This is a genomic window from Kitasatospora sp. NPDC089509, assembly GCF_044749365.1.
Classification (GTDB): Bacteria; Actinomycetota; Actinomycetes; order Streptomycetales; family Streptomycetaceae; genus Kitasatospora.
Genome location: NZ_JBIVHS010000018.1, coordinates 83,001 through 108,320, shown reverse-complemented (window position 1 = coordinate 108,320; position 25,320 = coordinate 83,001). Strand labels below are relative to the sequence as shown.

Sequence of the window (25,320 nt, the reverse complement as noted above, 5' to 3'; positions counted from 1 at the left end):
CTGTGCAGGACCGCGCACTGGCGGCGGACCACATCTCGTCGGTTCTTGGGAGCATCACAGTTCCTTGGACGTCGCGCCCACGCTACCGGTTCGCCTCACCGGGTGACCACGTGGGCGGGACATTCCCACACGCTCCCTGCACAGAGGGTCCTCAGGCGGCCTCCGCGTCCGCCCTGGCGTGGAACTCGCGCACCACCCGCTGCTCCCGGTAGGGCTCCAGCCGGCGCCGGAACTCGTCCAGGTACTCCACGCCCCGGTTGGAGCGCAGCCCGCTCAGCAGCCGCACCGCCTGGGTGCCGGTCTCGCAGGCGCGTTCCAGGTCGCGCTGCTGGAGCTGGGCGGTGGCGAGCAGCACCAGGTCCACCGCGCGGCGGCGGACCCGGGTCGGCGGGTGGAGGTCGAGCGCCCGGCGGGCGTAGTGCTCGGCGGGGCCGGCCTGTTCCAGGTCCCGGTGGCAGTGGGCGAGTTCGTCGGCGAGGTAGGCGTCGTCGAAGTGGGCGATCCAGTCCGGGTCGTCCTCGGGGCGGCGCTTCTCCATCATCTCCAGCGCCCTGGCCGACACCGCCTCGCAGGAGCGGGCGTCGCCGAGCAGGGCGTGGCCGCGGGCCTCGGCGGCGTAGAACATCGCCATCGCCGTCGGGGTGGCCACCGTGCGCGCGCCCTCCTGGGCGGCGCGGGCGAGTTGGGCGATCTCCCGCGGGTTGCCGAGGGTGGCCGCCAGGTGGCTCATCGAGGCGGCCAGCACATAGCCGCCGTAGCCGCGGTCGTCGGCGGCCTGGGCGAGCCGCAGGGCCTGGATGTAGTAGCGCTGGGCCAGGCCGGGCTGGCCGGTGTCCACCGCCATGTAGCCGGCCAGTTCGGTCAACCGGGCCACCGCCGCGAAGAGTTGGCGTCCGGTCTCCTCCCGGTAGGCGCCGCCGAGCAGGCCGGAGACCACCGAGTTGAGGTAGTGCACCACGACCGGGCGGACGTGCCCGCTGCCGAAGCGGTGGTCCAGGTCGACCAGCATCGCGGTGGTCGCCTTGATCGCGGCCACGTCCGTCGGGCCGACCCGGGGACCGCCGGCCCGGGCCACCACCGGGTCGGGCGGGGTGATCAGCCAGTCCCGGCTGGGCTCCACCAGCGCGGAGGCGGCGACCGTCGCCCCGGTCAGGAAGTCCCGCCGGCCGACGTCACTGCGCCACAGTTCGCACACCTGCTCCAGGGCCGCGTTCAGGGTCGGCGCGAACTGCAGCCCGATGCCGGAGCTGAGGTTCTTGCCGTCGGCCATGCCGATCTCCTCGACCGACACGCTGCGGCCGAGCTTGCGCCCGAGGGCCTCGGCGATCACGGCCGGCGCCTGCCCGCGCGGCTGCTGCCCGCGCAGCCAGCGGGCGACGGAGGTCTTGTCGTAGCGCAGGTCCAGCCCGTGCTCCGCGCCGCACAGATTGACCCTGCGGGCCAGTCCGGCGTTGGAGCAGCTGGCCTCCTGGATCAGTTGCTGCAGGCGCTCGTTGGGCTGTCGTGCGACGAGTGGTCTCGCGGCCATTGGGCTTCGCCTCCCCACACCCTCCGGTCCCGGCCGGCGGGCGACGATGTGCTGATCTGTTGCCGACTGTCCGACCGTCCAAGGAATCTGACACCAGGTTAGCGATCAGCAACGTCAGCGGGATACCCACGGTGACGAACCGCACCCCCCGCGCGCCCTGGGAAATGCCTCTGTGCGCCCCCGCTGCGCCTGCCTCCGCCCGCCCCAACTCGCTTGAGTCACCGGTTCGGGTGACATTGCGGGGATGCGGCCGACCGGGGCCCGTCGGCCCGTAACCAGCCTCACACACGGTAGTTGAGCAGCCCGTGGATGACATCCCCGACTCCCCCGGACAGGACAAGAACGCCGGCCTGCCCCCGCTGCTGATCGAAGCCGTCGGCTACGCCGAGAACCGCCACTGGGAGGTGGCCCCGGGCGCCTGGCTGATCGACGGCGACGGGCCCGCCCGCTGCTCCTGCGGCGACCAGCGCTGCACCCAGCCGGGCGCCCACCCGCTGGACGCGGACTGGGCGCGCAAGGCGAGCGCCGGACCGGGCGCGGTGCGGCGCTGGTGGACCGAACGGCCGAAGGCCTCGATCCTGCTGCCCACCGGCCGGTCCTTCGACGTCCTGGACGTGCCGGAGACGGCCGGGTGCCTGGCGCTGGCCCGGATGGAGCGGATGGACCTCCAGCTCGGCCCGGTCGTGGTGCTGCCCACCTCGCCGGGGCGGGTCGGACGGCGGCTGCACTTCCTGGTGCTGCCCGGGGTCGCGGCCAAGCTGCCGGAGATGCTCCGCAAGCTCGGCTGGCCGCCCGGACGGCTGGACCTGGTCGCCCGCGGCGAGGGGGACTGGACGGTCGCCCCGCCGTCGCGGATCGGCTCCACCGGCTACGCCCAGTGGGCCCGCTCCCCCTCCGAGTCCAACCGCTGGCTGCCGGACGCCGCCGAGCTGATCAGCCCGCTGGCGTACGCCTGCGGCCGTGAGGCGCCCGCCCAGGCGGTCCCGTCCGCCCAGCCCGCCGGCGTCTGAGCCGTCCGGCCTCCTCGCCGGACGCCCCCGGACGCCTCCCCGGAACCTGCCGCCCACCGCCGATCGGGTGAGGGCGCGCACCGCGCGACACCCCCGCGCGCGAGTGACGGGCCTTGTCTCCCACCGGAGACGGGGCCCGTCATACGCATGTGCGGATAAGGCCTCGGTCTACCCGCTGGTCAACCGGGAAAGCCCCTCGTACGAGTGACAGCGCTCAAGGATTGCCATGATCGGCCGAGGGGAGGAATGGCGTTGTGTGGGGACGCCGGAAGGGTCGCTCGGACGGGGAAGCCGGGCGAGGCGGTGGAGGGGTCGGGAGGGAGCGGGAGGGACGGAGGGGACCGGGAGGGAGCCGGGGAGGGCGAGTGGGGCCCGCTGCACGGGGAGCAGCGGGCCCCGCCCGTCGCTACGGGGCGAGCGCGAGGCGAAGCAGCCGGCCCTGCCGGAGATACCGGCCCGAGAGTCCGGACTGCGGGCTCAGGCCTGGGCGACGAAGACGTGCTGGGCGATGTCCTTGCCCAGCTCCGCCGCGTTGTCCCCGGTGCCGACCCGCACGCCACCGGCCGCGATGCTGACCTTGACCGTGGAGCCCGGCCGGACGCCGGCCCGGCGCAGGGTGCTCATCAGCTCGCTGTCGGTCTGGATCGGCTCGCCGATCCGGCGGACCACGACGTCGGCCCCGGCCTCGCCGGGCTTGACGGTGTCCAGCGGGACGAGCGCGGCGTCGAAGCCCTCGCCCTCGGCCTTGGTGTCGCCCAGCTCGTCCAGGCCCGGGATCGGGTTGCCGTACGGGGACTGGGTCGGGTGGCCGAGCATGGCGAGCACCTTGCGCTCGACCGTCTCGCTCATCACGTGCTCCCAGCGGCAGGCCTCCTCGTGGACCTGCTCCCACTCCAGGCCGATCACGTCGACCAGCAGGCACTCGGCGATCCGGTGCTTGCGCATGACGCGGACCGCGAGCCGCCGGCCGTCCTCGGTCAGTTCGAGGTGGCGGTCCCCGGCGACCTGGAGCAGGCCGTCGCGCTCCATCCGGCCGACCGTCTGGCTGACCGTGGGGCCGCTCTGCTCCAGCCGCTCCGCGATCCGGGCACGCATCGGCACGATGCCCTCTTCCTCCAGCTCCAGGATGGTGCGAAGGTACATCTCAGTGGTGTCGATCAGCCCAGACATCGCCGCTGGCTCCGTTCTTCGGTGTCCTCACCGCCAATTCTGACGTACCGCACCGACAACCGGGCCCGCCCGGGGCTTTCCGGTACCGGTTTTCGTTCCTGTTGACAGCGGTGCCGCCGGGGCGCGACCGTGCTCGCCGTAGCTTTCTCCACTGGCGGTCCGGCCCGTTCCGGCCGCCCCACCCGGCCGGCTCCCCCACCGGCAGAGAGCGAAGGCAACCGATGAACGACCTGGTCGGCAGGTACTTCGACGCCGCGATCGCCCACCTGGAGCGGGTCCGCGCGGAGGAGGGCGACACCATCGAGGCGGCGGCCGCCCTGCTGGCCGAGACGATCACCGAGGGTCGCCGGGTCTTCACCTTCGGCGCCGGGCACTCCTCGCTGCCGGCCCAGGACGTGGTCTACCGGGCCGGCGGGCTGGTCCCGATGAACCTGCTGAACGTGCCCGGGATGGCCGGGGTGACGATGATGCCCGCGCCGCTGGCCAGCGCCCTGGAGCGGGTGTCCGGGCTGGCCACCTCGACCCTGGACCTGACCCCGGCGACCAGCGGGGACCTGCTGTTCCTGATCTCGCTGTCCGGCCGCCAGGTGATGCCGGTCGAGCTGGCCCGGTACGCCCGGGACCGCGGGCTGCGGGTGATCGGGGTGACCTCGCTGGCCTACCCGGCGGAGGTGCCCTCCGCGCACCCCTCCGGCACCTATCTGAAGGACCACTGCGACGTGGTGCTGGACAGCAAGGTCGCGGTGGGCGACGGCGAGTTGACCCACCCGGGCGCGGAGACCTCCTTCGGACCGGTCTCCACCATCGTCACCAGCGCGCTGATGCAGGCCGTGGTCGCCTCGGCGGTCGGCCGGCTGGCCGACCGGGCGGCCGCCGGGGACGCCCCCGCGCCGCCGCTGTTCCGCTCGGGCAACGTCCCCGGGGGGACCGAGTGGAACGCCAAGCAGATGGCCGACAACGCCGAGCGCATCCTCTACACCTACTGAGACCGTGCCGGGGCCCCCACCGCGCCACCCGATGACGTTCCGTACCGGTACGACTACGCGGCGTCCCGGACAATCCACCGGGTCTTCCCGGCCATTGCGCGCCGCCCCGCCCGTCGCCAGGCGTACCGGGAAGCCGCCCGGGGCAGGAGAGCGGAGGGACCGGAGCGACGGGTGGGGGCCGAGCATGGCATCTGGTGCGGGGCGGACCGCTTGGGTGCGCGAACGGGAGCTGCTGCCCGAGTTCTTCTGGGCCGCCGACGCGGCCTCGCTGCGCGGCCAGCGGCGTTCGGTGCTGCTCTCCGCCTGGGAGCTGGCCCTGCTGCTGGCCGCCGCCGCGACCGGCTCGGCCGACGGCGAGCCGTGGGCCTGGTCGGCGGCCGCGGCCTACCTGGGCGCGGTGGCGCTGGCGGTGATGATCGGCCGGCAGAACCCGCAGGGCCTGTGGTACGAGGGCCGGGCGGCCGCCGAGTCGGTGAAGACGCTGGCCTGGAAGTTCGCCGTCCGGGCGGACGCCTACCAGCCGCCGCCGCGCAGCCTGCCGGACGCCGAGGGGCTGTACCGCTTCCAGTTGGAGCGGGTGCTGGGCGCCTTCCGGCACTCCCCGGTGGCCGTGCCCGCGCCCGGGGTCGAGCGCGCCGGGATCACCGCGGCGATGCGCGACCTGCGCGGGCAGCCGCTGGCGGTGCGCCGCGAGGTGTACCTGAACGAGCGGATCCGGGTGCAGCACGAGTGGTACCGGAGCAAGGCCCGCCACTGCGCCCGCGCCGGGTACTGGGCCGGTGTGCTGGGCGTGCTGCTGCCGGCGCTGGGCCTGGCACTGGCGGTGCTGCGGGCGTTCGGGGCGTTCGGCTACGACGCGCTGGGCACGGTCTCCGCGGTGGCGGCCTCGGTCACCGCCTGGGCCCAGCTGCGCCAGTACCGCCCGCTGGCCGCCGCGTACGGGCTGGCGGCCGAGGAGTTGGAGCTGATCCGCCTCCAACTCGCCCGGCTGGACCTGGAGTCGATGGACGCCGAGGAGATCTGGGCCCGGCTGGCCCGGGACGCCGAGGACGCGGTGTCCCGCGAGCACACCACCTGGCAGGCCCGCCGGGAGGTGCGCACCACCACTGACCGGGAGCACTGAGGAGGAACGCGTGGCGTTACGGATGGTCAAAACGGCGGACGGCCGGGCCCTCGCCGTCGAGTCCCTCGGCGACCCGCGCGGCCGTCCGGTGTTCCTGCTGCACGGCATGCCGGGCAGCAGGGTCGGACCGCACCCGCGCAGCACCGTGCTGTACCGGCTGGGGGTGCGGCTGATCTCCTACGACCGGCCCGGGTACGGCGACTCGACCCGGCTGCTCGGCCGCCGGGTGTCCCACGCGGCGGCCGATGTGCGCACCATCGCCGACGAGTTGGGGCTGGGCGGCTTCGCCGTGCTGGGCCGGTCCGGCGGCGGACCGCACGCGCTGGCCTGCGCGGCGCTGCTGCCGGAGCGGGTCAACCGGGTGGCGGTGCTGGTGGGGCTGGCGCCGCGCAACGCGGCCGGCCTGGACTGGTACGCCGGGATGACGCCGTCCAACGTCCGCGCCTACCGGGAGGCGGACCGCGGGCACGGGCGGATCGCCGACGCGATGGAGTTCCGCTCCCGGCAGATCAAGGACGACCCGGTCCGGCTGCTGAACGGGCTGCGCACCGAACTCTCCCCCGCCGACCGGGCGGTGGTGGCGGACAGCGGGCTGCGCGGGATGCTGCAGAGCAACTACCGGGAGGCGTTCCGGCACGGCGCGGACGGCTGGATCGACGACATGCTGGCCTTCACCGCCGACTGGGGCTTCGAGGTCGGGTCGATCGGCGTGCCGACCTGGCTGTGGCACGGCGCGGACGACCAGTTCTCGCCGGTCGACCACTCCCGCTGGCTGGCCGACCACATCCCGGGCGCCGAGCTCTTCCTGGAGCCCGGCGCCGCGCACTTCGGGGCGTTCAGGGTGCTGACCACGGCCCTGGCCTGGGCGGCGGGTTAGCGCTTCACCGGGGTCAGCGCTTCACCGGGGTGAGGGGTTCGCCGCCGTCCAGCACGGCCAGGATGTTGTCGACCGCGAGGCCGCCCATCGCCTGCCGGGTGCGCACGGTGGCACTGCCCAGGTGCGGGACGAGGACGGCCCGCTCCTGGGCGAGCAGCGCGGACGGGACACTGGGCTCGTGCTCGAAGTTGTCCACGGCGGCGGCGAACAGCGCACCGGACTCCAGCGCGGCGGCGAGCGCCTCCTCGTCCACCACCCCGGCGGTCATGCTGATCACCACCGCCCCGGGCGGCAGCAGGGCGAGCCGACGGGCGTCCAGCAGGTGCCGGGTCTCCTCGGTGCAGGGGCAGGTGACGACCAGCACGGTGGAGGTGGCGAGCAGGTCCTCCAGCGGCTTCCACTCCGCGCCCTCGGCCTGCTCGGGCGGCAGCGCGCGGCGGTTGTGGTAGCCGACCGGCATGTCGAAGGCGCGGGCCCGGCGGGCCACCGCCTGCCCGATCCGGCCCATCCCGAGCACCCCGAGCGGGGTGCCGGCCAGTTCCAGGCCGAGCAGGAAGTTCGGCCCCCAGGTCCAGGGGGTGCCGGAGCGCAGCAGGCGTTCGCCCTCGCCGAGCCGGCGGGCGGCGGCGAGCAGCAGCGCCCAGGTGGTCTCGGCGGTGGCGGTGGTGAGGACGCCGGGGGTGTTGGTGACCAGGACGCCGCGGTCGGCGCAGGCCGCGAGGTCGATGTTGTGGTAGCCGACGGCGTGGTTGGCCACGATCTCCAGCTGCGGGCCGGCCGCGTCCAGGAACTCGGCGTCGACCCGGTTGTTGAGGGTGGTGAGCACGGCCCGGCGGCCGTGGACGGCGGCCAGCAGTTCGGCCCGGTCCAGGTCCCGGTCGGCCTCGTTGAGGGTGACGGCGTACCGGTCGGTGAGCCGTGCCATGACGCCGGGGGCGGGCTGCCGGGTGACCAGGACCGGGGGCGGGGGCGGGGTGTTCATGGCTCGGCAGCGTACCCCGCCCCCTCCCGGGTCACACCGGCTGCGGCTCCAGGTCGCGGTTGATCCGCTTCCAGCCGCGCGCGGCGACGGTGTTGGGGTGCTCCTCGCCGAACTGCCGGATCAGTTCGGCGATCGCCCGGGCGCGCAGTTCGGCGGCCTGGGTGTGCCGGCCGGCCGCGCGCAGGGTGATCGCCAGGTTGGCCTCGCAGGCCACCGCGTCCGGGTGCTGCGCCGAGTAGCGCTCGCAAAGGCCCGTGTAGGCGGCCCGGCCGAGCTGTTCGGCGACGTCGTTCTGCCCGTCGTCGCCGTAGGCGTTGGCCAGGTTGATCATCGCGTTGAGGGTGTACGGGTGCTCCGGTCCGACCGACTCGGTGAGTCCCTCGACGGTGAGCCGGCCGCGGTCGATGGCGCCCGGGACGTCGCCGCTGCCGCGCAGGTAGATGCCCAGGTTGTTGGCGCAGGCCAGGGTGAAGGGGTGCTCGTCGCCGAACAGCCGCCGGTGGCCGTCGAAGACGGTGGAACAGAGGTCGCGGGCGGCCTCCTTGTCGCCGAAGGCGCTGTGGTCGGCGGCCAGGTTGAGCGCGCAGGCGAGCGCGTCGGGGGCGTCGGCGCCGTAGCGTTCCAGGTAGCGCTCGTAGGTCTCCTTGGTGATCCGGCGGGCGTCGGCGAGCTGGCCCATCCGGCGCAGCGAGACGGCCAGCGACTTGGCGTTGCGCAGGCTCTCCGGCAGGCCCGGGTCGAGCTGTCCGTCGCCGAAGTCGGTCATCACCTCCTGGAGCAGGTCCACCGAGCCCCGGTAGTCGCCGAGTTCGCGCAGGTCGCGGGCCAGGGCGGACTTGGTGATCAGGGTGTACGGGTGCTTGGGTCCGAGCACGGCGGTGCGCCGGTCCAGGGTCTCCTGGTCGAGTTCGCGGGCGGCCTCGCTCTCGCCGACCAGCCGGTAGTCGATCGCCAGGTTGTTGGCCATCGAGAGGGTGCGCGGGTTGTCGTCCCCGAACAGTTCCCGGAACTGGTCGAGGATCTCCCGGTCGAGGTCGAGGGCGGCCTGGAAGCGGCCGAGTGCCCGGCGGTCGGCGCCGAGCGAGCCGGCGGTCATCAGGGTGTACGGGTGGTGTTCGCCGAGCAGCACCCGCTGGCGCTCCAGGGTGGCCTCGTCCAGGGACAGCGCCTCGGCGTAACTTCCCTGCGAGCGCAGGACGTTGGCGAGCTGGAAGCGGAGCAGCAGGGTCTGCCGGTCGTCCTCGCCGAGCTTGCGGGTCCACTCGTCGTCGAGGGCGTGGCCGAGGTCGCGGGCACGGTCGAGTTCGCCGCGCTTCCACAGGTAGCGGACCCGGTCGATGAGCAGCTGGCGGGTGTCGGCCTCGTCGCAGTTGTGCGCCTTGGAGGGCGACAGGTGGGGCCAGATCTCGTCGAAGGCGGGCCAGTTGGCCGGGTCGTCGGTGTCGCCGAGGACGGGTCGGGCGCCGGTGAGGATGCGGTGCACCTCGTGGACGGCGATCTCCTGCTCGTCGTCGGTCATCCCGGCCCGGATCACCGCCTGGACGAGCCGGTGCACCTGGAAGCTGTTGCTGCCCGCGTCGACCTTGGCGAGCGCGTACCGGCCGATCGCCTGGATGACCTTGCCGAGCATGAACTTGTCGCTGAGGTCGGCGTCGTACTTCACCAGCGCCCTGATCATCTGGTCGCTGTAGAAGAGGTTCATGGAGATCGGCTCGGGCGCGAAGAAGGCGCACAGCTGGAGCAGTCGCACGGCGGCCGGGGACTGCTGGCGCAGCCGTCCGATCGAGACGTTCCAGGTCGCGGCGACCGGGGTGGGGTAGTCGGTGGGGTGGTCGACGGCGAGGGCGCGGGCGGCCTCGGCGTGCAGTTGGGCGACGTAGGTGTCCACCGGGGTGCCGGTGGTGTCCAGCCAGGCGGCGGCGACCTCGACGGCCAGCGGCAGGTCGCCGACGGCCTCGGCGACCCGGTCGGCGTCCGGCCGGGAGAGGCTGCGGGCGCGCCGGCACAGGTGCTCGACGCTCTCGCCGCGGGTGAAGACGTCGACTTCCAGGGCCTCGGCGTGCCCGGTCCAGGCCTGGTTGCGGGAGGTGACCAGGATGTGGCCGGAGCCGCCGGGGAAGAAGCGGCGGATCTCGGCGGGCTCGTCGGCGTTGTCGAAGATCAGCAGCCAGCGCGAGGTGGGTACGCCGCGGCGCAGCGCCTCGCGGGCGGCCTCGGCGGCCTCGGTGACCGAGTCGCCGACCCGCAGGCCGAGCCGGCGGGCGAGTTCGGCGAGCGCCGGGGCGACCAGTTCGGTCTGTTCGGCGTCGATCCACCAGACCAGGTCGTAGTCGGACATGAAGCGGTGGGCGTACTCCAGCGCCACCTGGGTCTTGCCGACGCCGCCGAGCCCGTACAGGGTCTGCGGGGTGGGCAGGACGGCCGCCATGCCGCCGCGCAGCTGGTTGCGCAGCTGTTCGAGGACGGCGGCGCGGCCGGTGAAGGAGGGGTTGCGCGGCGGGACGTCCCAGACCGAGGGCTTGCTGCCGGGGAACCGGGGGCCGCCGCTGGGGGCGTCGTCGAGCACCGTGTCGCCGCGGCCGAGGGCGCGCAGCAGGCTCTGGATGGACTGGGTCTCGTCGCGGCCGACCAGGTCGACGGGGTTGCGGTTGCTGAACGGCGCGGTGAGCCGGACGTCGCCGACGCGCACCGGCAGCAGTTGGCGCCGGGTGCCGGACGGGTCGGAGTTGACCACCGACTCCCAGAGCGCCCGGGCCTGCGGGGAGCGCTGGTAGGCGGGCGAGAGCACGGCGACGGTGCGGAACGCGGAGTCGATGCCGCGTTCGGTCTCCTCGCGCGGGTCGGTGCCGGCGCTGAGGTCGCGCGGCAGCACCCGGAAGCCGGCCCGGGTCAGCACGGACTCGATCCAGTCCGCCCACATCCGGTCCTCGGGCACGTAGGACAGGTAGAGGTCGGCGGGGACGGACGGGCGGCGGCGGGTGAAGGCGTCCACGTAGCGCAGCCGCACCTCCTCCTCGACCGTCGGCAGGCCGGTGACCCGCCCCTCGGTGATCATCGAGGTGAGGCGTTCGCAGGCGGCCAGCATCGAGGTGGGGCTGCCGGTCTGGTCGCCGAAGGTGGCGAGGATCTCCTCGTAGGCGTAGAACGGCCGGTACGGGATCTCCACCGAGCCCCAGTAGCCGGCGAGTTCGTCGCCGTTCAGGCCGGCCGGCAGGCCGTCGAAGCGGACCCGGGCGAGGGCGCGGCCGGCGTCCGCCTTCTCCTTCTCGCCCTCGTCGATGCGCATCGGGACGGGCAGGATGCGGATGCCGCGGTCGCGGTAGCGGTCGTGGATGTGCTGGGCGATCCGGGAGGCGCCGTCGATGGACTGGTCGCTGAGGGTGAAGCAGACCACCAGGTCGTCGGGCATCTGGACGGTGCAGATCTCGGCGATGTCGGACAGGCCGGTGCGGGAGTCGATCAGCACGTAGTCGTAGCGCTTGGCCATGTCGGCCTTGAGCGCGTCGAAGAACTGCCCGCCGTCGAAGCGGTCGTAGAAGATGTCCCAGTCGAGGTGGGTGACGGCCTCGGAGTAGTCGCGGTTGAACTGGCCGGCCGAGAGGAAGTCCAGACTGCCGCCGGCCGGGAAGTGCGGCCAGGAGAGCGAGAGGGCGTGCGGGTGCACCCGGGCGAAGTCCAGGTGCCAGCCCTCGGCGTGCTCGACCGGGCGCAGCGCCTCCTCGCGGTACTCGGCGATGAGGTCCATCATCCCGGTGGTGCCGGCCAGGGAGGCCGGGTCGAGGAAGGGGTGGAAGAACTTGGCGAGGCCGGGTGCCTCCAGGTCCCAGTCGACGGTGAGGACGCGGAAGCCGTTGGCGGCCAGGATCCAGGCGGTGTTGGCGAGGGCCATGGTGCGGCCGGTGCCGCCCTTGTAGGAGTAGAAGGTGATGATCCGGCCGTTGCGGTCCTGTTCCGCGGCCTGCCGGGCGGCCTCGCGGGCGGCGGCCAGTTCGGCGGCGCCGAGGCGGAAGTTCCTGGTGGTGTTGTCGCTCATCGGTTCGGTCCTCCCAAGGGCGCCATCCCGTCATCGGGGTCATCGCCGTCGTCACGGTCGTTGCGGTGGTAGCGATCGTTGTCACGGGCGGTGCGGTCGGTGCTGTCGTCGCGGTCGTAGTCGCGGTCGCGGTCGCGGTCGAAGGAGCCCGGTCCGTACGGTTCCGTGCGGTGGCCGCCGAAGCCGTCCGTGCCCGGGCCGGGGCGGAAGGCCTCCCGCAGGCTCGGCCGGGACGCCGACGGCTCCTCCGGTTCGGCCCTGGTCCGGCTCTCGAAGGCGTACTTGGCCTTCATCGCGGCGCGGGGCAGTGCGTCGTCGAAGTCCTCCAGGCTGTTCAGCCCGGTCGGGCCGGTCACGCCGAGGAAGCTCGGGCGGCCGGCCCGCCGGGTCTTGCGCAGGGTCTGGTCACTCAACCCGCTGAACTCGCCGTCCCGTTCGAGGCACTCCCGGTCGTCGGTGTTCCACGGCTCCAGCACGCTGACCCAGGTCGCGTCGGAGCGGTCGAAGCGGCGGACCAGTTCACGCCGGTGCGGGTCGCGCAGCGCCCACCGGTCCAGCAGCAGCAGCCCGGGGGCCTCGGCGTTGCCCTCGATGATCGACTCGGCCTCGTCGTCGAACTCGTGCACGGTCGGCTGGAACCCCAACTGCCGGGCCAGCCGCACCGCGTGCTGGGCGATCGGCGACCCGGCCGGGCGGTAGGGGTGCCAGTCGGTGCGCCGGGCGCCGTAGAAGTCGGGGTTGCGGTCGGTGGGCAACTCGCCCTGGTGGTAGGCGAGTACCGAGATCCGCAGCTGCTTGGTCGGGGCGGTCACGTTGAAGGCGCTGGGCAGCCCGTTGAACCCCAGCCGCCGCCCGACCGGGATCACCGTCTCCTCCGCCACCTGGACGATCCGCGCCGCCAGCCGGTGCACGGCCAGTTCGTAGGCAGCGCGGAAGTAGCTGAGCTTCATCAGCGCGTACAGGCCCTCGGTGGCGTAGTCCGGCCCGAAGCCCGCATGGTTGAACTGGAGTTCACTGGCCACCTGGGGCAGCCGGTAGCGGCTCATCGGCGCCCACAGCACCGGGACGATGCCGCTGGTGCGCTCCGCGTCGATGGTCGCCGGATAGACCGGGCGGCGGGTGAAGGCGTGCCACTCCTGGCCGCACGGAACGCTGTTGAAGTACCGCGGCGAGTACAGCGGTACGAACACCCGGCAGGTCGCCAACTCCTCGGACAGCCGCTCGGCCCACAACTCGCCCTGGTGCATGGACTCGTCCATGAACCCGACCGGCACCCCGGCGGGGACGGTGGTGAGTTGCAGCACCGCCTCGCACAGGTCGCGGTACAGCTGTCTGACCCAGTGGTTCGGGTCACCGGCTCCGCGCGCACCGGACTTGGGGGTGTGCGCGTAGGAGAGGAAGAAGTACGGCCGGGCCTCGTCCTCGTCCCAGCCCCGGTCAGTCACACGTGCCTCCCCCGGGCCCGTCGGCAACCTGGTTCCCGCAGCCCCCGTGCGGCGGGGTCTCAGTGTAGGAACGACTGACACCCCAATGGAATAGCACAACGCCTCGCACGAATTGACATGACCGAAACGATGCCGCCGTCGTACTCGCGAAGCAGTACCCTCGTTCCGGCCACGCCACGCGCAAGGAGGAGAAGAAGAATGGACCACCTCACCTGGCAGAAGTCCAGCTTCGTCGAGAACGAGACCAACTACCTCGAAATCGCCTCCGAGGGCGACCTCGTCTACATCCGCGAGTCCGACAACCACGACCTGGTCGTCACCACCACCCGGGCCAAGCTCAACGCCTGGATCCTGGGCGCCAAGGACGGCGAGTTCGACCACTTCGTCGGGCTCTGAGTCGGGCTCTGAGTCGGGCTCTGAACGCTCTCCTACCGGTAGCGGGCGGCCAGTTCGCGCACCGTCGCGGCGATCCGCTCGCGCAGCTCGGCCGGTTCCAGCACCTCGGCCTCGGCACCGAGGCGCAGGAACTCCCCGTGGGCATGGTCGATCGACTCGATCGGCACCTGGGCCTCCGTCCAGCCCCGCTCCGGGGCGGTCAGCCCCAGCCGTCGGGCCCCCTCCGGGCTGAGCCGCACCAGCGCCTCCCCGGTGTGCAGCCGGGCCCGGAAGTCCGCAAGGTAGGCCTGCCAGTAGGCGGCCAGCGCGAAACCGTCCGGCACCGCGAACCCGTCGTCCGTCCCGGTGAGTTCCAGCACCTGGTCCACCCGGTAGGTGCGCGTCCCCGACGCCCCGCCGGCCACCAGGTACCAGCGGCCCGCCTTGAGCACCAGCCCGTACGGCTCGACCCGCCGCTCGATCTCCTCCGGCGCCCGCCAGCGCCGGTAGCGCAGCACCACCGCCCGCCGCGCCCACACCGCCGAGGCGACCGCCGCCAGGTGCGGGGTCTCGTCCGCGCGGCCGTACCAGCCGGGGGCGTCCAGCAGGAAGCGCTCCTGGATCCGCCCGGCGTGCTCGCGCAGTTCAGCGGGGAGCGCGGCCCGCAGCTTGAGCTGGGCGGTGGCCAGCGCCCCGCCGAGGCCGAGGTCGGCGGCGGTGCCCGGGAGCGCGGCGAGGAAGGCGGCCTGGGCCTCGTCGGCGGTCAGCCCGGTGAGGCGGGTGCGGTAGCCGTCGACCAGCCGGTAGCCGCCCGCGTGCCCGGCCTCGCCGTACAGCGGGATCCCGGCGGCGGCGAGCGCCTCGACGTCCCGGTAGACGGTACGGACGGAGACCTCCAGTTCGTCGGCCAGCTGCCGGGCGGTCATCCGGCCCCGGTTCTGGAGCAGCAGGAGCAGGGTGACCAGTCGACTCGCGCGCACATCGGCCAGTATCCACTGACAGCGGTTGTCAGGGGAGTGCCCCTAACCTGCGCCGCATGAACGACTTCGACTTCCTGCACGGCACCTGGGACGTGGCCAACCGCCGCCTCAGCACGCCGCTCGACGGCGGCGGTACCTGGGAGGAGTTCCCCGGCCGCTCCGTGGTCCGGCCGCTCTTCGGGGGCGCGGGCAACATCGACGAGATCCTCTTCCCCACCCTCGCCCGCCGGGGCGTGACCCTGCGGCTCTTCGACCAGGGGACGCGGCAGTGGTCGATCTTCTGGTCCGACAGCCGCACCGGCCGGCTGGACCCGCCGGTGGTCGGCGGCTTCACCGGCGACCGGGGGGACTTCTACGGCGAGGACCACTACGCCGGCAGCCCGATCCGGGTGCACTTCACCTGGCACCGCCTCGGCCCGGACACCGCCCGCTGGGAGCAGGAGTTCTCCGTCGACGGCGGCCACGGCTGGGAGCCGAACTGGACGATGGACTTCACCCGCACCGGCCCGGCCTTCGAGGGGCTGGCGGCATGAGCCTGATCGTCGAACTGCGCCGGTACACCCTGCACCCCGGCGCCCGCGAGACCCTGATCGAGCTGTTCGAGCGCGAGTTCGTGACCGGGCAGGAGGCCGTCGGCATGACCCTCGGCGGCCGCTTCCGCGACCTGGACGACCCGGACCGCTTCGTCTGGCTGCGCGCCTTCCCGTCCATGGCCGAGCGCCGGCGCGCACTGGAGGCCTTCTACGGCGGCCCGGTCTGGCGGGCGCACCGCGAGGCGGCCAACGCGACCATGATCGACAGCGACGACGTCCTGCTGCTGCGCGGCCCGAACTACCTGCCGCCCGCCGGGGCCCGCGAGGTGCTCGCCACCGTCTGCCAGCCGGCCCCGGCCGCCTTCGACGCCTTCGACGCCTGGGCCGCCGCCCACCTGGGCACCGAGCAGGCCCTGCACCGCACCGAGCACGCCGAGAACGACTTCCCGGCCCTGCCCGTCCGCACCGGCGAGGACGTCCGGGTCTGGTTCGGCCCGGTCGAGGTCGAGCCGCCGGGGGCGTGCCGGCAGCTCCGGCTGGAGCCGGTGACGAGCTGAGCCGCCGGGCCGGGTTCCCGGTGCGCGGGAAGTCGGCCGGACCGACTTCCCACGCACCGGCAGCCCGGTGGGTCAGGCCTCCAGATCGACCGGCGGGCCGTACCAGTACGTCCTTCCCGGCCCCGCATCCTCCGGTTCGCCCGTACCGAGGTCGATCTCCGCCCCCGAGGCCGTCCACGCGGCCATCGTGCCTCCCGCCCCGGCGCAGGCCGAGGCGTGGTCCGGCCGGTACTCGACCTCGCCGGAGTGACCGGGCCGGGACCTGAACACGACCGTCAGCCGCTCCCCCGCGGGCACCTCGTAGAGGCTCCCCATCGGCTCGAACACCACCGTCAACGGCTCGTCGGCGCCCGCCGCCACCACGACGCGCTCCTCCACGAGCGCCGCCTCCCGGCGCCGCCGCCTGTTCCTCGCCCACGTGATCACGGGACCGATTGTGCCGCTGCCGGTGCACAGGAAGTCGGCCGGGCCGACTTCCTGTGCCCCGGCGGCCCGGTGGGTCAGGCCCCTTCGACCAGCAGCGCGGCGACCTCGTCCAGCACCCGGGCCGCCGGGGCCGGGTCGACCAGCCACTTCAGGTGGCTGCCGGCGAGCGTGCGGACGTCGTAGCGGTTGTCCGGCGTCAGGGCGTCGCCCTCGCGGATCATCCGGTCCTGCATGGCCGGCGGGATGCTGGTGTCCTCGGCCAGCCGCACGTACGTCCGGGGGATCCGGCCCCAACTGTCGCGCTGCGCCCGGTCCTCGGGCGTGCCGGTGTCGAGGTTCTCGTCGGGCTGGAAGGTGTTGAGGAAGGCCAGGAACTCGTCGTCCGTCCCGTCCGCCAGGAACGCCGCCTTGAAGCCGGCCAGGACGGCCGGGTCCGCGGTGCGGAAGTTGCAGCGCAGCACGCCGAGTTCGGCCGGGTTGCCGGCGAGCGCCGCCGCCATCGCCCCGGCGTCGACCGTGGCCATCTCGGGCTCGGCGTAGTAGCCGCCGACCGGGAGGTCGACCGGCGCCCAGGCGGAGACGTAGACGATGCGGTCGATCAGGTCGGGCCGCCGGTTCGCCGCCACGGTGGCCGTCAGGCCGCCTCGGCTGTGCGAGACCAGGATGACCGGCCCGTTGCGCTTGGCCCGCTCCAGGATCCCGATCAGGTGCGCGACGTTGTCGGCGAGCGTGACGCCCTTGATCGCGCCGGGCGTGGCGGCGAGTTCGGCGAGGTCCTGCGGCGCCTGGTAGGCCCGCGGGTACGTCGCGGCGAAGCCGTGTCCCGGGAGGTCGACGGCGACCGAGCGGTGCCCGAGCAGCCCCAGCTCGGCCTGGAGCGGCGCGAACGAGAAGGAGTTCGCGAAGGCTCCGTGGACCAGTACGAAGGTCGGCTGCATCTGTTCTGACTCCCTGTCCCCCGGGGGACGGCATGCGAACGACCGGCCCCGACTTGGCGTCCACCCTACTGACGCAAGATCATCCGCACCAGGGCCGACGGCCCCTCACCTGCGCACTCTCCCGGGCGGCTCACGGGCCGACGAGCGCCGCCAGTTCGTCGGCCGATTCCGGAGTCAGCCGGTAGAAGCCCTGGAGGCTGACGAACCGTTCGAGGCGGCCGTCCACCACGTACTTGAGGCCGCGGACCCGGCCGCGCTGATTGCGCCAGGTGAGCTCCCCCAGCCGCTCCCCCGGTATCGGCAGGTCGAAGCGCACGGGGGTCGCGTCCACGTGCACCGCCGTGGCGCCGCAACCGCCGGCCCCGAGGGCCGACCAGTCCAGGTGTCCGGGGAACCCCGGGTCCCCCCAGTTCTCCGGGGCGGCCCCGCAGCACTCCCCGCGCTCCTGGTCGACCACCCGCATCCGGCTCACCACGAACACCTCACGCTGCTGGACGAGCAGCGCGTACACCTCGTCCCCGGCGCGGGCGGTCGACCAGGCGGGCAGCGACTGGTGCGTCCCGCTGAAGGCGACCGGCGGGCGTTCGCCCTCGCGGCCCGCCTTGAGCAGCGCGCGGCAGGTGTCCTGGGTCCAGAGAACGGTGAAGGCATCGGGCATGGCGCCGATCGTAGGAGCGGGGTCCGACAGCCCGGGCCCTGCCGGACCTGTCGGACCCGGATCCTCAGTGGTGCCAGGCCCGGCCCCCCGTGTTGCGGATGAAGCGCTGCAGGACCTTCATCGTGGTCAGGTACTCGTCGTCGGAGATCCCGGCGTGACGCTCCGCCCACAACTCGTCCTGCCGGGCGGCCAGCCGGTCGAAGAACGCCCGCCCCTCGGGCGTCAGGTCGACCCGGCCCCCGGCGGACTCGGTGACCCAGCCGCGCCCGACGGTCGCGTCGATCTCCGCATCCAGCGCCTCCTGCCCGGTGTCGAGGTAGCCGCGCAGAACGGCGGAGACGTCCGCACGACTCCTCGGCCCCTCGGCCCTGCCCAGCTGGGCGAGCACCCACCACTGCGGCTGGGTGGCGCCGAGCTCGGCCAGCGCGCCGCGGGTACGGCTGACGACGGCGTCGTAGGCGGCCCAGCTCCAGTATCCGATCGGCTGCTTGATCATTTCGGCGTCGCTGTGCGAGTACTCCATGACCGGGGCCTCCCCTTCTCGTCGATCGCTTCGGCGCGACCGAAACTAGAAGGTGAAGCCGACTTGAGGTCAAGCGCCGTCACCGCGACCACCACCGCCGGCACGCCCGCCACGACCGGACCTCGCTAGGAAGGCGCCCCGGCGAGCCAGTCGTCGATCGGCACCCGGCAGGTGTTGAGGATCCCCGCGACGGTCCGGTACGTGCCGACCAGCGCCAGCAGCTCCAACAGCTGTGCCTCGGAGTGCCGTTCGAGCAGCGCCCGCCAAACGGCCGAGGAGAGCCGGTGTCCGTCGTGGAGTTCGTCGACGGCCCGGAGCAGTGCCCGGTCATTCGCGTCCCAGTCCGGATGCTCCGGCCCCTCCGGGACCCGGGCGATCTCCGCCCTGGTCAGCCCGACCCCGCCCGCTATCCGGACGTGGTGCTGCCACTCGTACGGCGAGCCGGACCGGTGCGCGGTCCGCAGGATCGCCAACTCCCGGGTGCGGGGCGGCAGCAGGCCCTGGTTGAGCTGGACGAGCAGGGGCGCCAGGGCGATCAGCAGCTCGGGGTGGTGGCCGATGACGGCCAGCACATTGGGCACCGGGTGCCCGTCCAGCACCTCGGGGTCGCCGCCGCCGAGCAGCCGGGCGGCGGGACCCGTGGCGCGTTCGGCGAGGGCGGCCAACTCGGCGGCGGGGCGCGGGGCCAGGCGCGGGGTGGGGACGGTCCAGTGGTCGAACAGGCCGAAGAGTTCCTCCTCGGTCGGGGTGCCGTCGCCGTTGAGTTCGCGGTAGACGGCGCCGACGTTGAGCAGCAGCCGCTCGGGGTCGGCGAGGTCGGTGAATCCGGTCAGGTCCGTCCCCAGGGCGGCCTGGAGGACGGGCGTGCCCGCGCGGTGAGCGGCGGTGGAGTGGTCGCGGACCCGTTCCAGGTAGGCGCGGAAGCGGCGGACCTCCGCCTTGCCGACGACGGGGCCGTGTCCGGGCACGATGGTCTCGACGCCGTCCAGGCCGAGGATCAGCTCGCAGGCGGCGATCCAGTTGCCGATCAGGCCGGTGTGGATCACCGGGTGGCCGCCGATGAACAGCAGGTCCCCGGTGAACAGCACCCCGGCGTCGGGGACGTGGACCAGGACGTCGCCCCGGGTGTGGGCGTACGGGACTTCGATCAGCCGCACGGTGCGCCGGCCCACCGTGAGCTCCAGCTCGCCTCTGAAGGTCCGGGTCGGGAAGGTCGGGGTGATGCCGGTGAAGTCGAAGGCCTTCCGCAGGCCCGCGACGACGCCGGGGAGTTGGAGATCACCGGGGTCGGCGAGCAGTTCGTGCAGGTGGTCGGCGCGCATGTCGGCGGCGGCGGCCTCGGAGGCGATGATCTCGGCGTCCGGGAGCAGTTGGTTGCCCCACCAGTGGTCGCCGTCGCTGTGGGTGTTGACCAGGGTGGTGAGGGCGACGCCGGGGAGGGCGCGGGTCACGGCGGTGAGCAGGTCCCGGGTCTGCGGGACGGTGAACAGGGTGTCGACGAGCAGCGCCTCGTTGCCGGAGACGACCAGCCCGGCGTTGCTGAGGCCCAGGGATCCGTCCGGCTGGAGGTACGCATAGGTGTCGGCGGCGACCTCGTGCAGGCCGAGGGCGTAGGGGACGTCCATCTCTCGAACTCCTCGCTCGATGTACTGGAGTACAAGATGTACTCCAGTACATCGATGGATTCAAGTACAGTCATGGAGTGACCCCGATGACACCGCAGGGCGGGATCGACCGCCGCGAACAGCGCCGCACCGCGACCCGGGAACGGCTGCTGGCGGCAGCCCTCGAACTGTTCGCCGCCCAGGGGTACGCGGCCACCACCTACGACCACATCGCCGAACGCGCGGACGTGGGGCGGCAGACGGCCTTCAACTACTTCCGGCGGAAAGAGGACTTCGTCACCGCCTGGATCGAGCAGCGCCACGAGCTGCTGGACCGGCGGGAGGCGGCGGACACGGCCGCCGGCCGGTCCGCCGTGGAGGCCCTCGCGGACGTGCTGAAGGAGCTCTCCGACCTGATGGTCGAGGAGTACGAACTGGCAAAGGGGCTGTTCGACGGCGGCGTGCTGCAGGTCGTGTTCGGCGCCGGGGCGAGGACGCCCCGCGCGATCCTGGCCACCGTGGCAAGGGGGCAGGCCGACGGGGAACTCCGCGACGACGTCAGCGCGGAGGCCATCGCCGACCTGATCGCCGACGCATATGTGACGGCCGTGGTCCGCTGGCTCGCCGCCGATGGTGATTATTCGCTGGCCGAGAACCTGCTCGGCCGGCTGGAGGTCCTCGCGGGCGGGTTCGCGGCCTGACGCGGACCTACTGGGAGCAATATTGGCACCCGGCGTCGACTGCCACACTCAGCCCCGGTGCCGCTTGAACTCCCGCAGCAGAGCGAGGAGGTTGATCACCGTGCTGGCCGGGACGTTGCCGAGGTCGACCAGGACGCGACCGTTGAGGACCGTCTCGCCCGGCTTCGCGGACGGCCAGAGGAGCCCGAACTCGCGCCCTTCGGTCCGGAGTTCGACGATGAGCTCGGTGAGCTGCGGGGTGGTGAGGTGGTGGATCGCCGGATCGGCGGGGTGGATGGGATGGAGGGCGTTCACGCGACGTCACCGTCCAGCTCGAACCAGACCCGCTTGCCGAGCTTCTGCGGCTCGACACCCCACCGGTGTGTGAGGCCCTCCACCAGGAGCAACCCACGGCCGGACTCGGCGAGTTCGGCGGTCGCGCAGGGCTGCGGGAGGGCGGAACTGCGGTCGCCGACGATGACGCGGAGGGTGCGGTTCTCGACGGTGATGGCGACCGCGGGCGAGGGGGTCTTGCCGTGCCGCCAGGCGTTGGAGATCAGTTCGACCAGGGCGACTTCGGCATCCGCGATGGAGGAGCGGACGAAGCGGGCGCGCTCCATGACGTCGCGCAACACCTCACGCGAGACGGTGAGGGAAGGGGAGTTGAGGTTGGGGTCACACATGGGGAGTCTCCCAGCGGTGTAGTCGAAACGCACCGGATCCACCCACGGTGCGCGGTTCACTAAGACTTTAGAGCCATACGCCGGAAGATTTCAACACGCTCCGCACATGCCCCTACACTTTGCGTTGGCGACAGTCTGCAAGGAGGGGACGTTCGATGGGATTCAGGAGTGGAATCAACGAGCGACAGCGCCGTGTTGGCGAGGAACTTCGCCGAGCTCGCGACGCTGCTGGGCTATCCGCATCAGAAGTCGGCGAGGCGCTGGGCGTGAAGGGCCCGAACATCAGCCACATCGAGGCTGGACGGATCGGCCTCACACTTGAACGCTTGAACACCTGGCTGGACCTTTGTGCGATCGACGATCCGGGTTACCGAGCCGGTCTCAGCGCCATGAGCGAGAGCTCTGGAAAAGGTTGGTGGACCGACTTCAAGCATGACGTGATCGGCCGCGCACTCGATCTCGCCGAAGCCGAAGCGAACTCGACGGCCCTGGACAGCTACGAGACCCTCCTGATCCCCGGCCTCTTGCAGACCAGGTCCTACAGCGAGGTCATCCATGGCTACAACGAGAGGAAGGTCGAGTTCCGCCACCGGCGTCAGAAGCTGCTGAGTGGTGAGGATGCTCCACCCTTTCGCGCAGTGATCCATGAAGCAGCACTTCACATGATGTATGGCGGTCCGACGGTCATGCGGGACCAACTGAGCCATCTGATCGAGGTGAGTCGGCTGCCGAACGTGACGATTCAGATCCTTCCGTTCGACTGCACGAGCTTCGCGTCGACCGACACGCCGTTCATGCTGCTTCGTGGGCCACACCATCGACTCCACACGGTTCTACTCGAACAGCCCCACGGCGGGAGCTTCGTCGGCGATCCTGAGTCTGTGGCTAAGTTTGACCAGAAGTTCGACCGGATCAGGGGGCTGGCGCTTCCTCCCCTCTCCGCTTCCACACCTACGTCGTCCGCCACCTATCGTGACTCGCTGGGCTTGATCCAGCACATCCGATACAAGGTCCAAGGATGGTGACCATGCACCACTTCACCTGGCAGAAATCGAGCTTCAGTGGCGACGAGGCCAACTGCATCGAAATTGCTTCCGCCGAAAGCCTCGTCTACATCCGCGAGTCCGACGACCCAACCACCATCGTCACCACCACCCGCGCCAAGCTCAACGCCCTGCTCGCCGCCGCCAAAGCCGGCGAGTTCGACCACCTCACCGCCTAACCCCCTGCGCCCAGGCCCGTGAAGGCGGCGGAAGCCGCGAGTACAGACCGGGAGAGTGAACATGAATCAGCTCAGCTGGCAGAAGTCCAGCTTCAGCAGTGACCAGGCCAACTGCATCGAAGTCGCTTCCGCCGGTGAGCTGGTCCATATCCGCGAGTCCGACGACCCAACCACCATCGTCACCACCACCCGCGCCAAGCTCAACGCCTGGATCAACGGCGCCAAGGCCGGCGAGTTCGACCACCTCACCACCTGATCGCGGCACCGCAGCGGGCCGCCCACCGGGGAACCCCGGTGGGCGGTCCGGGCGTCGGTTAGGGAAGCGGAACCGATCCCAGCGTCAGCATCGGGCCGATCGCGGGCGCGGCGACGTTCGAGTTCCCGAGTTCGATGTCGGTGTGGTTCCGGTAGATCCGGCCGTCGACGGTGACGGGGGCGCCGGTCCGGCCTGCGGCGTTCAGGCGGAGCAGGACGGAGAGGGTGCTCCAGTTGTTCTCCAGTTCGGCCCCGAACGGGCCGAGCGTGGTCTGCAGGCCGTTCGTGTCATAGTCCCCGCCATTGCCGATGGTGTTCGCGATCCGGCGCTGGATCCACGGGAACCGGGCTGCCTCCGAGGTCGCGGCGACCAGCTGGGTGAGCGCCTGGGCGACGTTGTTTCCCTGCGCGTTCCCTGACCGGGGGGACGATTGCATGTCGATGAGCGTGTTCACCTGCGAGCGGAGCGCGGTGAACGGGGTGTTCCGGCGCCAGCTGTCGCTGGAGAACGAGTTGTAGTTCTCGTTCCACGGAAGTTCAGGGAAGGTGATCGGGGTGGGGGTGTTCGGGTACCTGCTCAGCAGCGCGGTCGCCAGGGGCGCGGTGTTGGTGCCCCTGAAGACGAAGCGGCCGTAGGCGTTGATGAAGCCGTCCATGTACAGGTTGTCGGCCCGCAGGAGGATCGACAGCCGGTTCGCACCGTGATCCATCAGACGGACCTCGATGTAGCGGCCATGCTCGGTGGTGGTGACGCTGTCGGACATTCCGTTGCCGATGGGCTGGCCCGAGACGTTCCGGACGGTGCTGATCATGTCGTTGTAGGCCAGACTTGCCGACCAACTGCACGTGTCCGAGGTCAGGTTGCTGATGTCCCAGTCGACCAACGTCCACAGGCCGGTGGGGAGGGCCTGGGCGGGCTGTGCGGAGAGGCCTTGCGACACGCCGACGGCGGCCACGAGGGCCACGGTGCCGGCGACGATTCGGCGGAGGAGTCGACGTACGGGTGAGAGGGCTGCCATGTGTCAGTTGTTCCTGTTGAGCTACCAGTCGGCGGTGGTGGCGCAGCAGGATCCCGAGGCCGGGCGGGCGTGACTACCCGTCGGGCGGAATCCGCTGCCGGTGCGACTGTCGTTGACCGGCGGTCGACCGCTGAAGTCCGGCGCGGGCGACCTCCGTGAGCCGATTGGCTCATTCATGCCAACGGGGAGTCGGGAGCGACGGGTTCACGGCAGCTGTTCCGGCATCACGGCGAGCGCAGGAAGTCGACGGGGTCGACTTCCTGCGCGTAGGCAGTGAGCGCCCGGTCCGCCCTAGCGAACCGGTGCCCGCATGCCGAGCCACTGCTCGGCGTCCCAGGCATCGAACCGTTCCACCTCGACAAACCCCAACTTCTCGGCCAGCCGCATCGATCCGAGGTTGGCGCTCTGGGTGGTGAGCACCACCGGCTCCCCCGGCAGGGCGCCCGCCAACCAGTCGAGCGCCGCCGTGCACGCCTCGGTGGCGTACCCGCGCCCCCAGGCCTGCGGCAGGAACAGGTAGCCGAGGTCGGCCTTCCCATCGGCCGCCGGGCGCTGGTGGCCCGTCGCCCTCCTCAGTAGCACCTGTCCGATCATCGTCCCGTCGAGCTCGACGACGAAGTTCCCCGGCCACCCCTCGGGCTCCTCGGGCACCAGCTGCTCCAGCTCGTCCCGCGCCCGGGCGCCGCCGAGGTAGGTGTGCACCTCCGGCGAGGCGTGCAGGTCGATGAACGTTGCCCGGTCCCGGGCCTCGGGCACACGGAGTACGAGTCGCTCGGTCCTGATCGGTTCGGGCGGCCAGACCACACCTTCAAGATCGTCCATGCGTCCACGCTAACAGGCGCACGCCGGACAGGAATTGAAGAGTCCCCGGCCACCGATCGAACGGTGCCCGGGGATTCGTCGGAGCGGGTCAGTCCTCGGTGGAGCGGCGGCGGGAGGCGACCACCAGCGCCGCACCCGCGGCCAGGGCGGCGGCCGCGCCACCGGCCTCCCAGCCGAGACCCTCGCTGCCGGTGGCGGCCAGCTGACCGGCATGACCGGCCGACACCACGGCGCCGGAGGTGTCACCGGCACCCGCACCAGCACCAGTGGTCACCGCGACGGGCTTGACCCCCTGGCCCGGCTGCGGCTCCGGCTGCCCGGCCGGGTCCGGGGTGCGGTCCGTACCGCCCTTGCGGGCGGCCGCGGCCTCGTCCTCGGCGCGGGCCTTGAACTGTCCCTCCTTGAGGAACTTCTCCAGCTCAGCGGCCGTACCGTGCCGCAGGACCGCCTTGGCGGCCTCCTTCAACACCGGCCCGGCATTGTTGATCACCTGGGAGACCCGCACCTGGTTGTCCACAAAACGCTGCTCGGCCAACTCCTTCTCCAGGAAGTGCCGCACGGCGGCAGCGTCACCCGCGAGCGCCTTCTCCCCGGCCTCCCGCACACCCGGACCGGACTCCTTGTCAGCCAGGATCCGCGCCACCTCGGCCCGGTCCTCATCCTCCGCCCGAGCCTTGTGCTGGCCCTCCTTGAGGAACTTCTCCAGCTCAGCGGCCGTGCCATGCCGCAGGACCGCCTTGGCGGCCTCCCTCAGCACCGGCCCGGCATTGTTGATCACCTGGGAGACCCGCACCCGGTTGTCCACAAAACGCTGCTCGGCCAACTCCTTCTCCAGGAAGTGCCGCACGGCGGCAGCGTCACCCGCGAGCGCCTTCTCCCCGGCCTCCCGCA

27 protein-coding genes are annotated in these 25,320 nt (G+C 72.0%); 11 read left to right on the top strand and 16 right to left on the bottom strand.

The features are described from left to right. Positions 1 to 151: 151 nt before the first annotated feature. Complete coding sequence (locus tag ACIP4P_RS30680; protein ID WP_350517858.1) at positions 152 to 1,528, bottom strand: transcriptional regulator; 1,377 nt, start codon at positions 1,526 to 1,528, stop codon at positions 152 to 154. A gap of 305 nt (positions 1,529 to 1,833) precedes the next feature. On the opposite strand from ACIP4P_RS30680, the gene ACIP4P_RS30675 reads away from it, so the two are divergent. After that, complete coding sequence (locus ACIP4P_RS30675; protein WP_400924004.1) at positions 1,834 to 2,538, top strand: bifunctional DNA primase/polymerase; 705 nt, start codon at positions 1,834 to 1,836, stop codon at positions 2,536 to 2,538. Positions 2,539 to 3,015: 477 nt separating this feature from the next. On the opposite strand, the gene ACIP4P_RS30670 is transcribed toward ACIP4P_RS30675, so the two are convergent. Further along, positions 3,016 to 3,708: a metal-dependent transcriptional regulator gene (locus ACIP4P_RS30670; protein ID WP_350517856.1), complete on the bottom strand. Its 693-nt coding sequence runs from the start codon at positions 3,706 to 3,708 to the stop codon at positions 3,016 to 3,018. Between the two features lie 221 nt (positions 3,709 to 3,929). Between ACIP4P_RS30670 and ACIP4P_RS30665 the strand changes: the two genes are divergently transcribed. The 3 genes from ACIP4P_RS30665 to ACIP4P_RS30655 all read left to right on the top strand — a co-directional run bounded on the left by ACIP4P_RS30665 (position 3,930) and on the right by ACIP4P_RS30655 (position 6,694). Further along, positions 3,930 to 4,694 carry a sugar isomerase domain-containing protein gene (locus tag ACIP4P_RS30665; protein ID WP_350517855.1) on the top strand — a complete coding sequence of 255 codons (765 nt, stop codon included), beginning with the start codon at positions 3,930 to 3,932 and terminating at the stop codon, positions 4,692 to 4,694. A gap of 184 nt (positions 4,695 to 4,878) precedes the next feature. Then, the gene (locus ACIP4P_RS30660) at positions 4,879 to 5,817 is read left to right on the top strand and encodes a DUF4231 domain-containing protein (protein ID WP_400924001.1); all 939 of its coding nucleotides are present in this window, start codon (positions 4,879 to 4,881) and stop codon (positions 5,815 to 5,817) included. A gap of 22 nt (positions 5,818 to 5,839) precedes the next feature. Further along, complete coding sequence (locus ACIP4P_RS30655) at positions 5,840 to 6,694, top strand: alpha/beta fold hydrolase (protein ID WP_400924158.1); 855 nt, start codon at positions 5,840 to 5,842, stop codon at positions 6,692 to 6,694. Between the two features lie 13 nt (positions 6,695 to 6,707). On the opposite strand, the gene ACIP4P_RS30650 is transcribed toward ACIP4P_RS30655, so the two are convergent. From ACIP4P_RS30650 to ACIP4P_RS30640, 3 genes are read right to left on the bottom strand one after another with little or no spacing between them, the layout of a single operon-like run. Continuing rightward, entirely contained in the window at positions 6,708 to 7,676 is a 969-nt protein-coding gene (locus tag ACIP4P_RS30650) for a D-glycerate dehydrogenase (RefSeq protein ID WP_350517853.1), read from the bottom strand. Between the two features lie 31 nt (positions 7,677 to 7,707). Continuing rightward, positions 7,708 to 11,709: an FxSxx-COOH system tetratricopeptide repeat protein gene (fxsT, locus tag ACIP4P_RS30645; RefSeq protein ID WP_400923999.1), complete on the bottom strand. Its 4,002-nt coding sequence runs from the start codon at positions 11,707 to 11,709 to the stop codon at positions 7,708 to 7,710. Further along, positions 11,706 to 13,154 (bottom strand): TIR-like protein FxsC, encoded by a 1,449-nt coding sequence (locus tag ACIP4P_RS30640; protein ID WP_400923997.1) that lies wholly within the window; start codon positions 13,152 to 13,154, stop codon positions 11,706 to 11,708. Before ACIP4P_RS30640 ends, fxsT begins: the two co-directional genes overlap by 4 nt. A 198-nt stretch (positions 13,155 to 13,352) precedes the next feature. Here ACIP4P_RS30640 and ACIP4P_RS30635 point away from each other — a divergent pair, with 198 nt between their 5' ends. After that, a complete protein-coding gene (locus ACIP4P_RS30635; RefSeq protein ID WP_350517851.1) occupies positions 13,353 to 13,550 on the top strand; it encodes a DUF397 domain-containing protein in 198 nt (65 codons plus the stop codon). Between the two features lie 32 nt (positions 13,551 to 13,582). Here the strand turns inward: ACIP4P_RS30635 and ACIP4P_RS30630 are convergent, their stop codons facing one another. Further along, on the bottom strand, positions 13,583 to 14,509 hold the full coding sequence (locus tag ACIP4P_RS30630; protein WP_400923994.1) for a helix-turn-helix transcriptional regulator: 927 nt from the start codon (positions 14,507 to 14,509) through the stop codon (positions 13,583 to 13,585). A gap of 56 nt (positions 14,510 to 14,565) precedes the next feature. On the opposite strand from ACIP4P_RS30630, the gene ACIP4P_RS30625 reads away from it, so the two are divergent. Both ACIP4P_RS30625 and ACIP4P_RS30620 read left to right on the top strand, forming a co-directional pair. Further along, complete coding sequence (locus ACIP4P_RS30625; RefSeq protein WP_400923992.1) at positions 14,566 to 15,042, top strand: hypothetical protein; 477 nt, start codon at positions 14,566 to 14,568, stop codon at positions 15,040 to 15,042. Then, entirely contained in the window at positions 15,039 to 15,599 is a 561-nt protein-coding gene (locus ACIP4P_RS30620; RefSeq protein ID WP_400923990.1) for an NIPSNAP family protein, read from the top strand. The genes ACIP4P_RS30625 and ACIP4P_RS30620 overlap by 4 nt, the downstream gene beginning before the upstream one ends. Positions 15,600 to 15,671: 72 nt before the next feature. Here the strand turns inward: ACIP4P_RS30620 and ACIP4P_RS30615 are convergent, their stop codons facing one another. The 5 genes from ACIP4P_RS30615 to ACIP4P_RS30595 all read right to left on the bottom strand — a co-directional run bounded on the left by ACIP4P_RS30615 (position 15,672) and on the right by ACIP4P_RS30595 (position 19,769). After that, the gene (locus tag ACIP4P_RS30615) at positions 15,672 to 16,025 is read right to left on the bottom strand and encodes a hypothetical protein (RefSeq protein WP_350517847.1); all 354 of its coding nucleotides are present in this window, start codon (positions 16,023 to 16,025) and stop codon (positions 15,672 to 15,674) included. A gap of 74 nt (positions 16,026 to 16,099) precedes the next feature. Further along, positions 16,100 to 16,963 carry an alpha/beta hydrolase gene (locus ACIP4P_RS30610; RefSeq protein ID WP_400923987.1) on the bottom strand — a complete coding sequence of 288 codons (864 nt, stop codon included), beginning with the start codon at positions 16,961 to 16,963 and terminating at the stop codon, positions 16,100 to 16,102. A gap of 130 nt (positions 16,964 to 17,093) precedes the next feature. Further along, positions 17,094 to 17,621, bottom strand: coding sequence for a hypothetical protein (locus tag ACIP4P_RS30605; protein ID WP_400923985.1), 528 nt, complete (start codon positions 17,619 to 17,621; stop codon positions 17,094 to 17,096). A gap of 64 nt (positions 17,622 to 17,685) precedes the next feature. Continuing rightward, positions 17,686 to 18,144: a MarR family winged helix-turn-helix transcriptional regulator gene (locus tag ACIP4P_RS30600; protein ID WP_400923983.1), complete on the bottom strand. Its 459-nt coding sequence runs from the start codon at positions 18,142 to 18,144 to the stop codon at positions 17,686 to 17,688. Between the two features lie 125 nt (positions 18,145 to 18,269). Further along, positions 18,270 to 19,769, bottom strand: coding sequence for an MBL fold metallo-hydrolase (locus ACIP4P_RS30595; protein ID WP_400923981.1), 1,500 nt, complete (start codon positions 19,767 to 19,769; stop codon positions 18,270 to 18,272). Positions 19,770 to 19,855: 86 nt separating this feature from the next. Between ACIP4P_RS30595 and ACIP4P_RS30590 the strand changes: the two genes are divergently transcribed. Then, a complete protein-coding gene (locus ACIP4P_RS30590; RefSeq protein WP_400924156.1) occupies positions 19,856 to 20,449 on the top strand; it encodes a TetR/AcrR family transcriptional regulator in 594 nt (197 codons plus the stop codon). A 48-nt stretch (positions 20,450 to 20,497) separates the two neighbouring features. Here the strand turns inward: ACIP4P_RS30590 and ACIP4P_RS30585 are convergent, their stop codons facing one another. Both ACIP4P_RS30585 and ACIP4P_RS30580 read right to left on the bottom strand, forming a co-directional pair. Next, complete coding sequence (locus ACIP4P_RS30585) at positions 20,498 to 20,743, bottom strand: hypothetical protein (RefSeq protein ID WP_350517180.1); 246 nt, start codon at positions 20,741 to 20,743, stop codon at positions 20,498 to 20,500. Further along, positions 20,740 to 21,111, bottom strand: a complete 372-nt coding sequence (locus ACIP4P_RS30580) for an ATP-binding protein (protein WP_400923978.1) — start codon at positions 21,109 to 21,111, stop codon at positions 20,740 to 20,742. Before ACIP4P_RS30580 ends, ACIP4P_RS30585 begins: the two co-directional genes overlap by 4 nt. Before the next feature lie 155 nt (positions 21,112 to 21,266). Between ACIP4P_RS30580 and ACIP4P_RS30575 the strand changes: the two genes are divergently transcribed. The 3 genes from ACIP4P_RS30575 (at position 21,267) to ACIP4P_RS30565 (ending at position 22,589) form a co-directional block, all read left to right on the top strand. Continuing rightward, positions 21,267 to 22,136, top strand: a complete 870-nt coding sequence (locus ACIP4P_RS30575) for a helix-turn-helix domain-containing protein (protein ID WP_400923976.1) — start codon at positions 21,267 to 21,269, stop codon at positions 22,134 to 22,136. A gap of 2 nt (positions 22,137 to 22,138) precedes the next feature. After that, on the top strand, positions 22,139 to 22,333 hold the full coding sequence (locus ACIP4P_RS30570) for a DUF397 domain-containing protein (RefSeq protein WP_400923974.1): 195 nt from the start codon (positions 22,139 to 22,141) through the stop codon (positions 22,331 to 22,333). 61 nt (positions 22,334 to 22,394) lie between these two features. Beyond that, positions 22,395 to 22,589, top strand: coding sequence for a DUF397 domain-containing protein (locus tag ACIP4P_RS30565; RefSeq protein WP_400923972.1), 195 nt, complete (start codon positions 22,395 to 22,397; stop codon positions 22,587 to 22,589). A 58-nt stretch (positions 22,590 to 22,647) separates the two neighbouring features. On the opposite strand, the gene ACIP4P_RS30560 is transcribed toward ACIP4P_RS30565, so the two are convergent. From ACIP4P_RS30560 to ACIP4P_RS30550, 3 genes are all read right to left on the bottom strand, one after another. After that, complete coding sequence (locus tag ACIP4P_RS30560) at positions 22,648 to 23,544, bottom strand: ribosome-inactivating family protein (RefSeq protein WP_400923970.1); 897 nt, start codon at positions 23,542 to 23,544, stop codon at positions 22,648 to 22,650. Between the two features lie 354 nt (positions 23,545 to 23,898). Then, a complete protein-coding gene (locus ACIP4P_RS30555) occupies positions 23,899 to 24,429 on the bottom strand; it encodes a GNAT family N-acetyltransferase (RefSeq protein ID WP_400923968.1) in 531 nt (176 codons plus the stop codon). Between the two features lie 88 nt (positions 24,430 to 24,517). After that, on the bottom strand, positions 24,518 to 25,320 hold an 803-nt coding region (locus ACIP4P_RS30550), incomplete at its 5' end, for an ALF repeat-containing protein (protein WP_400923966.1).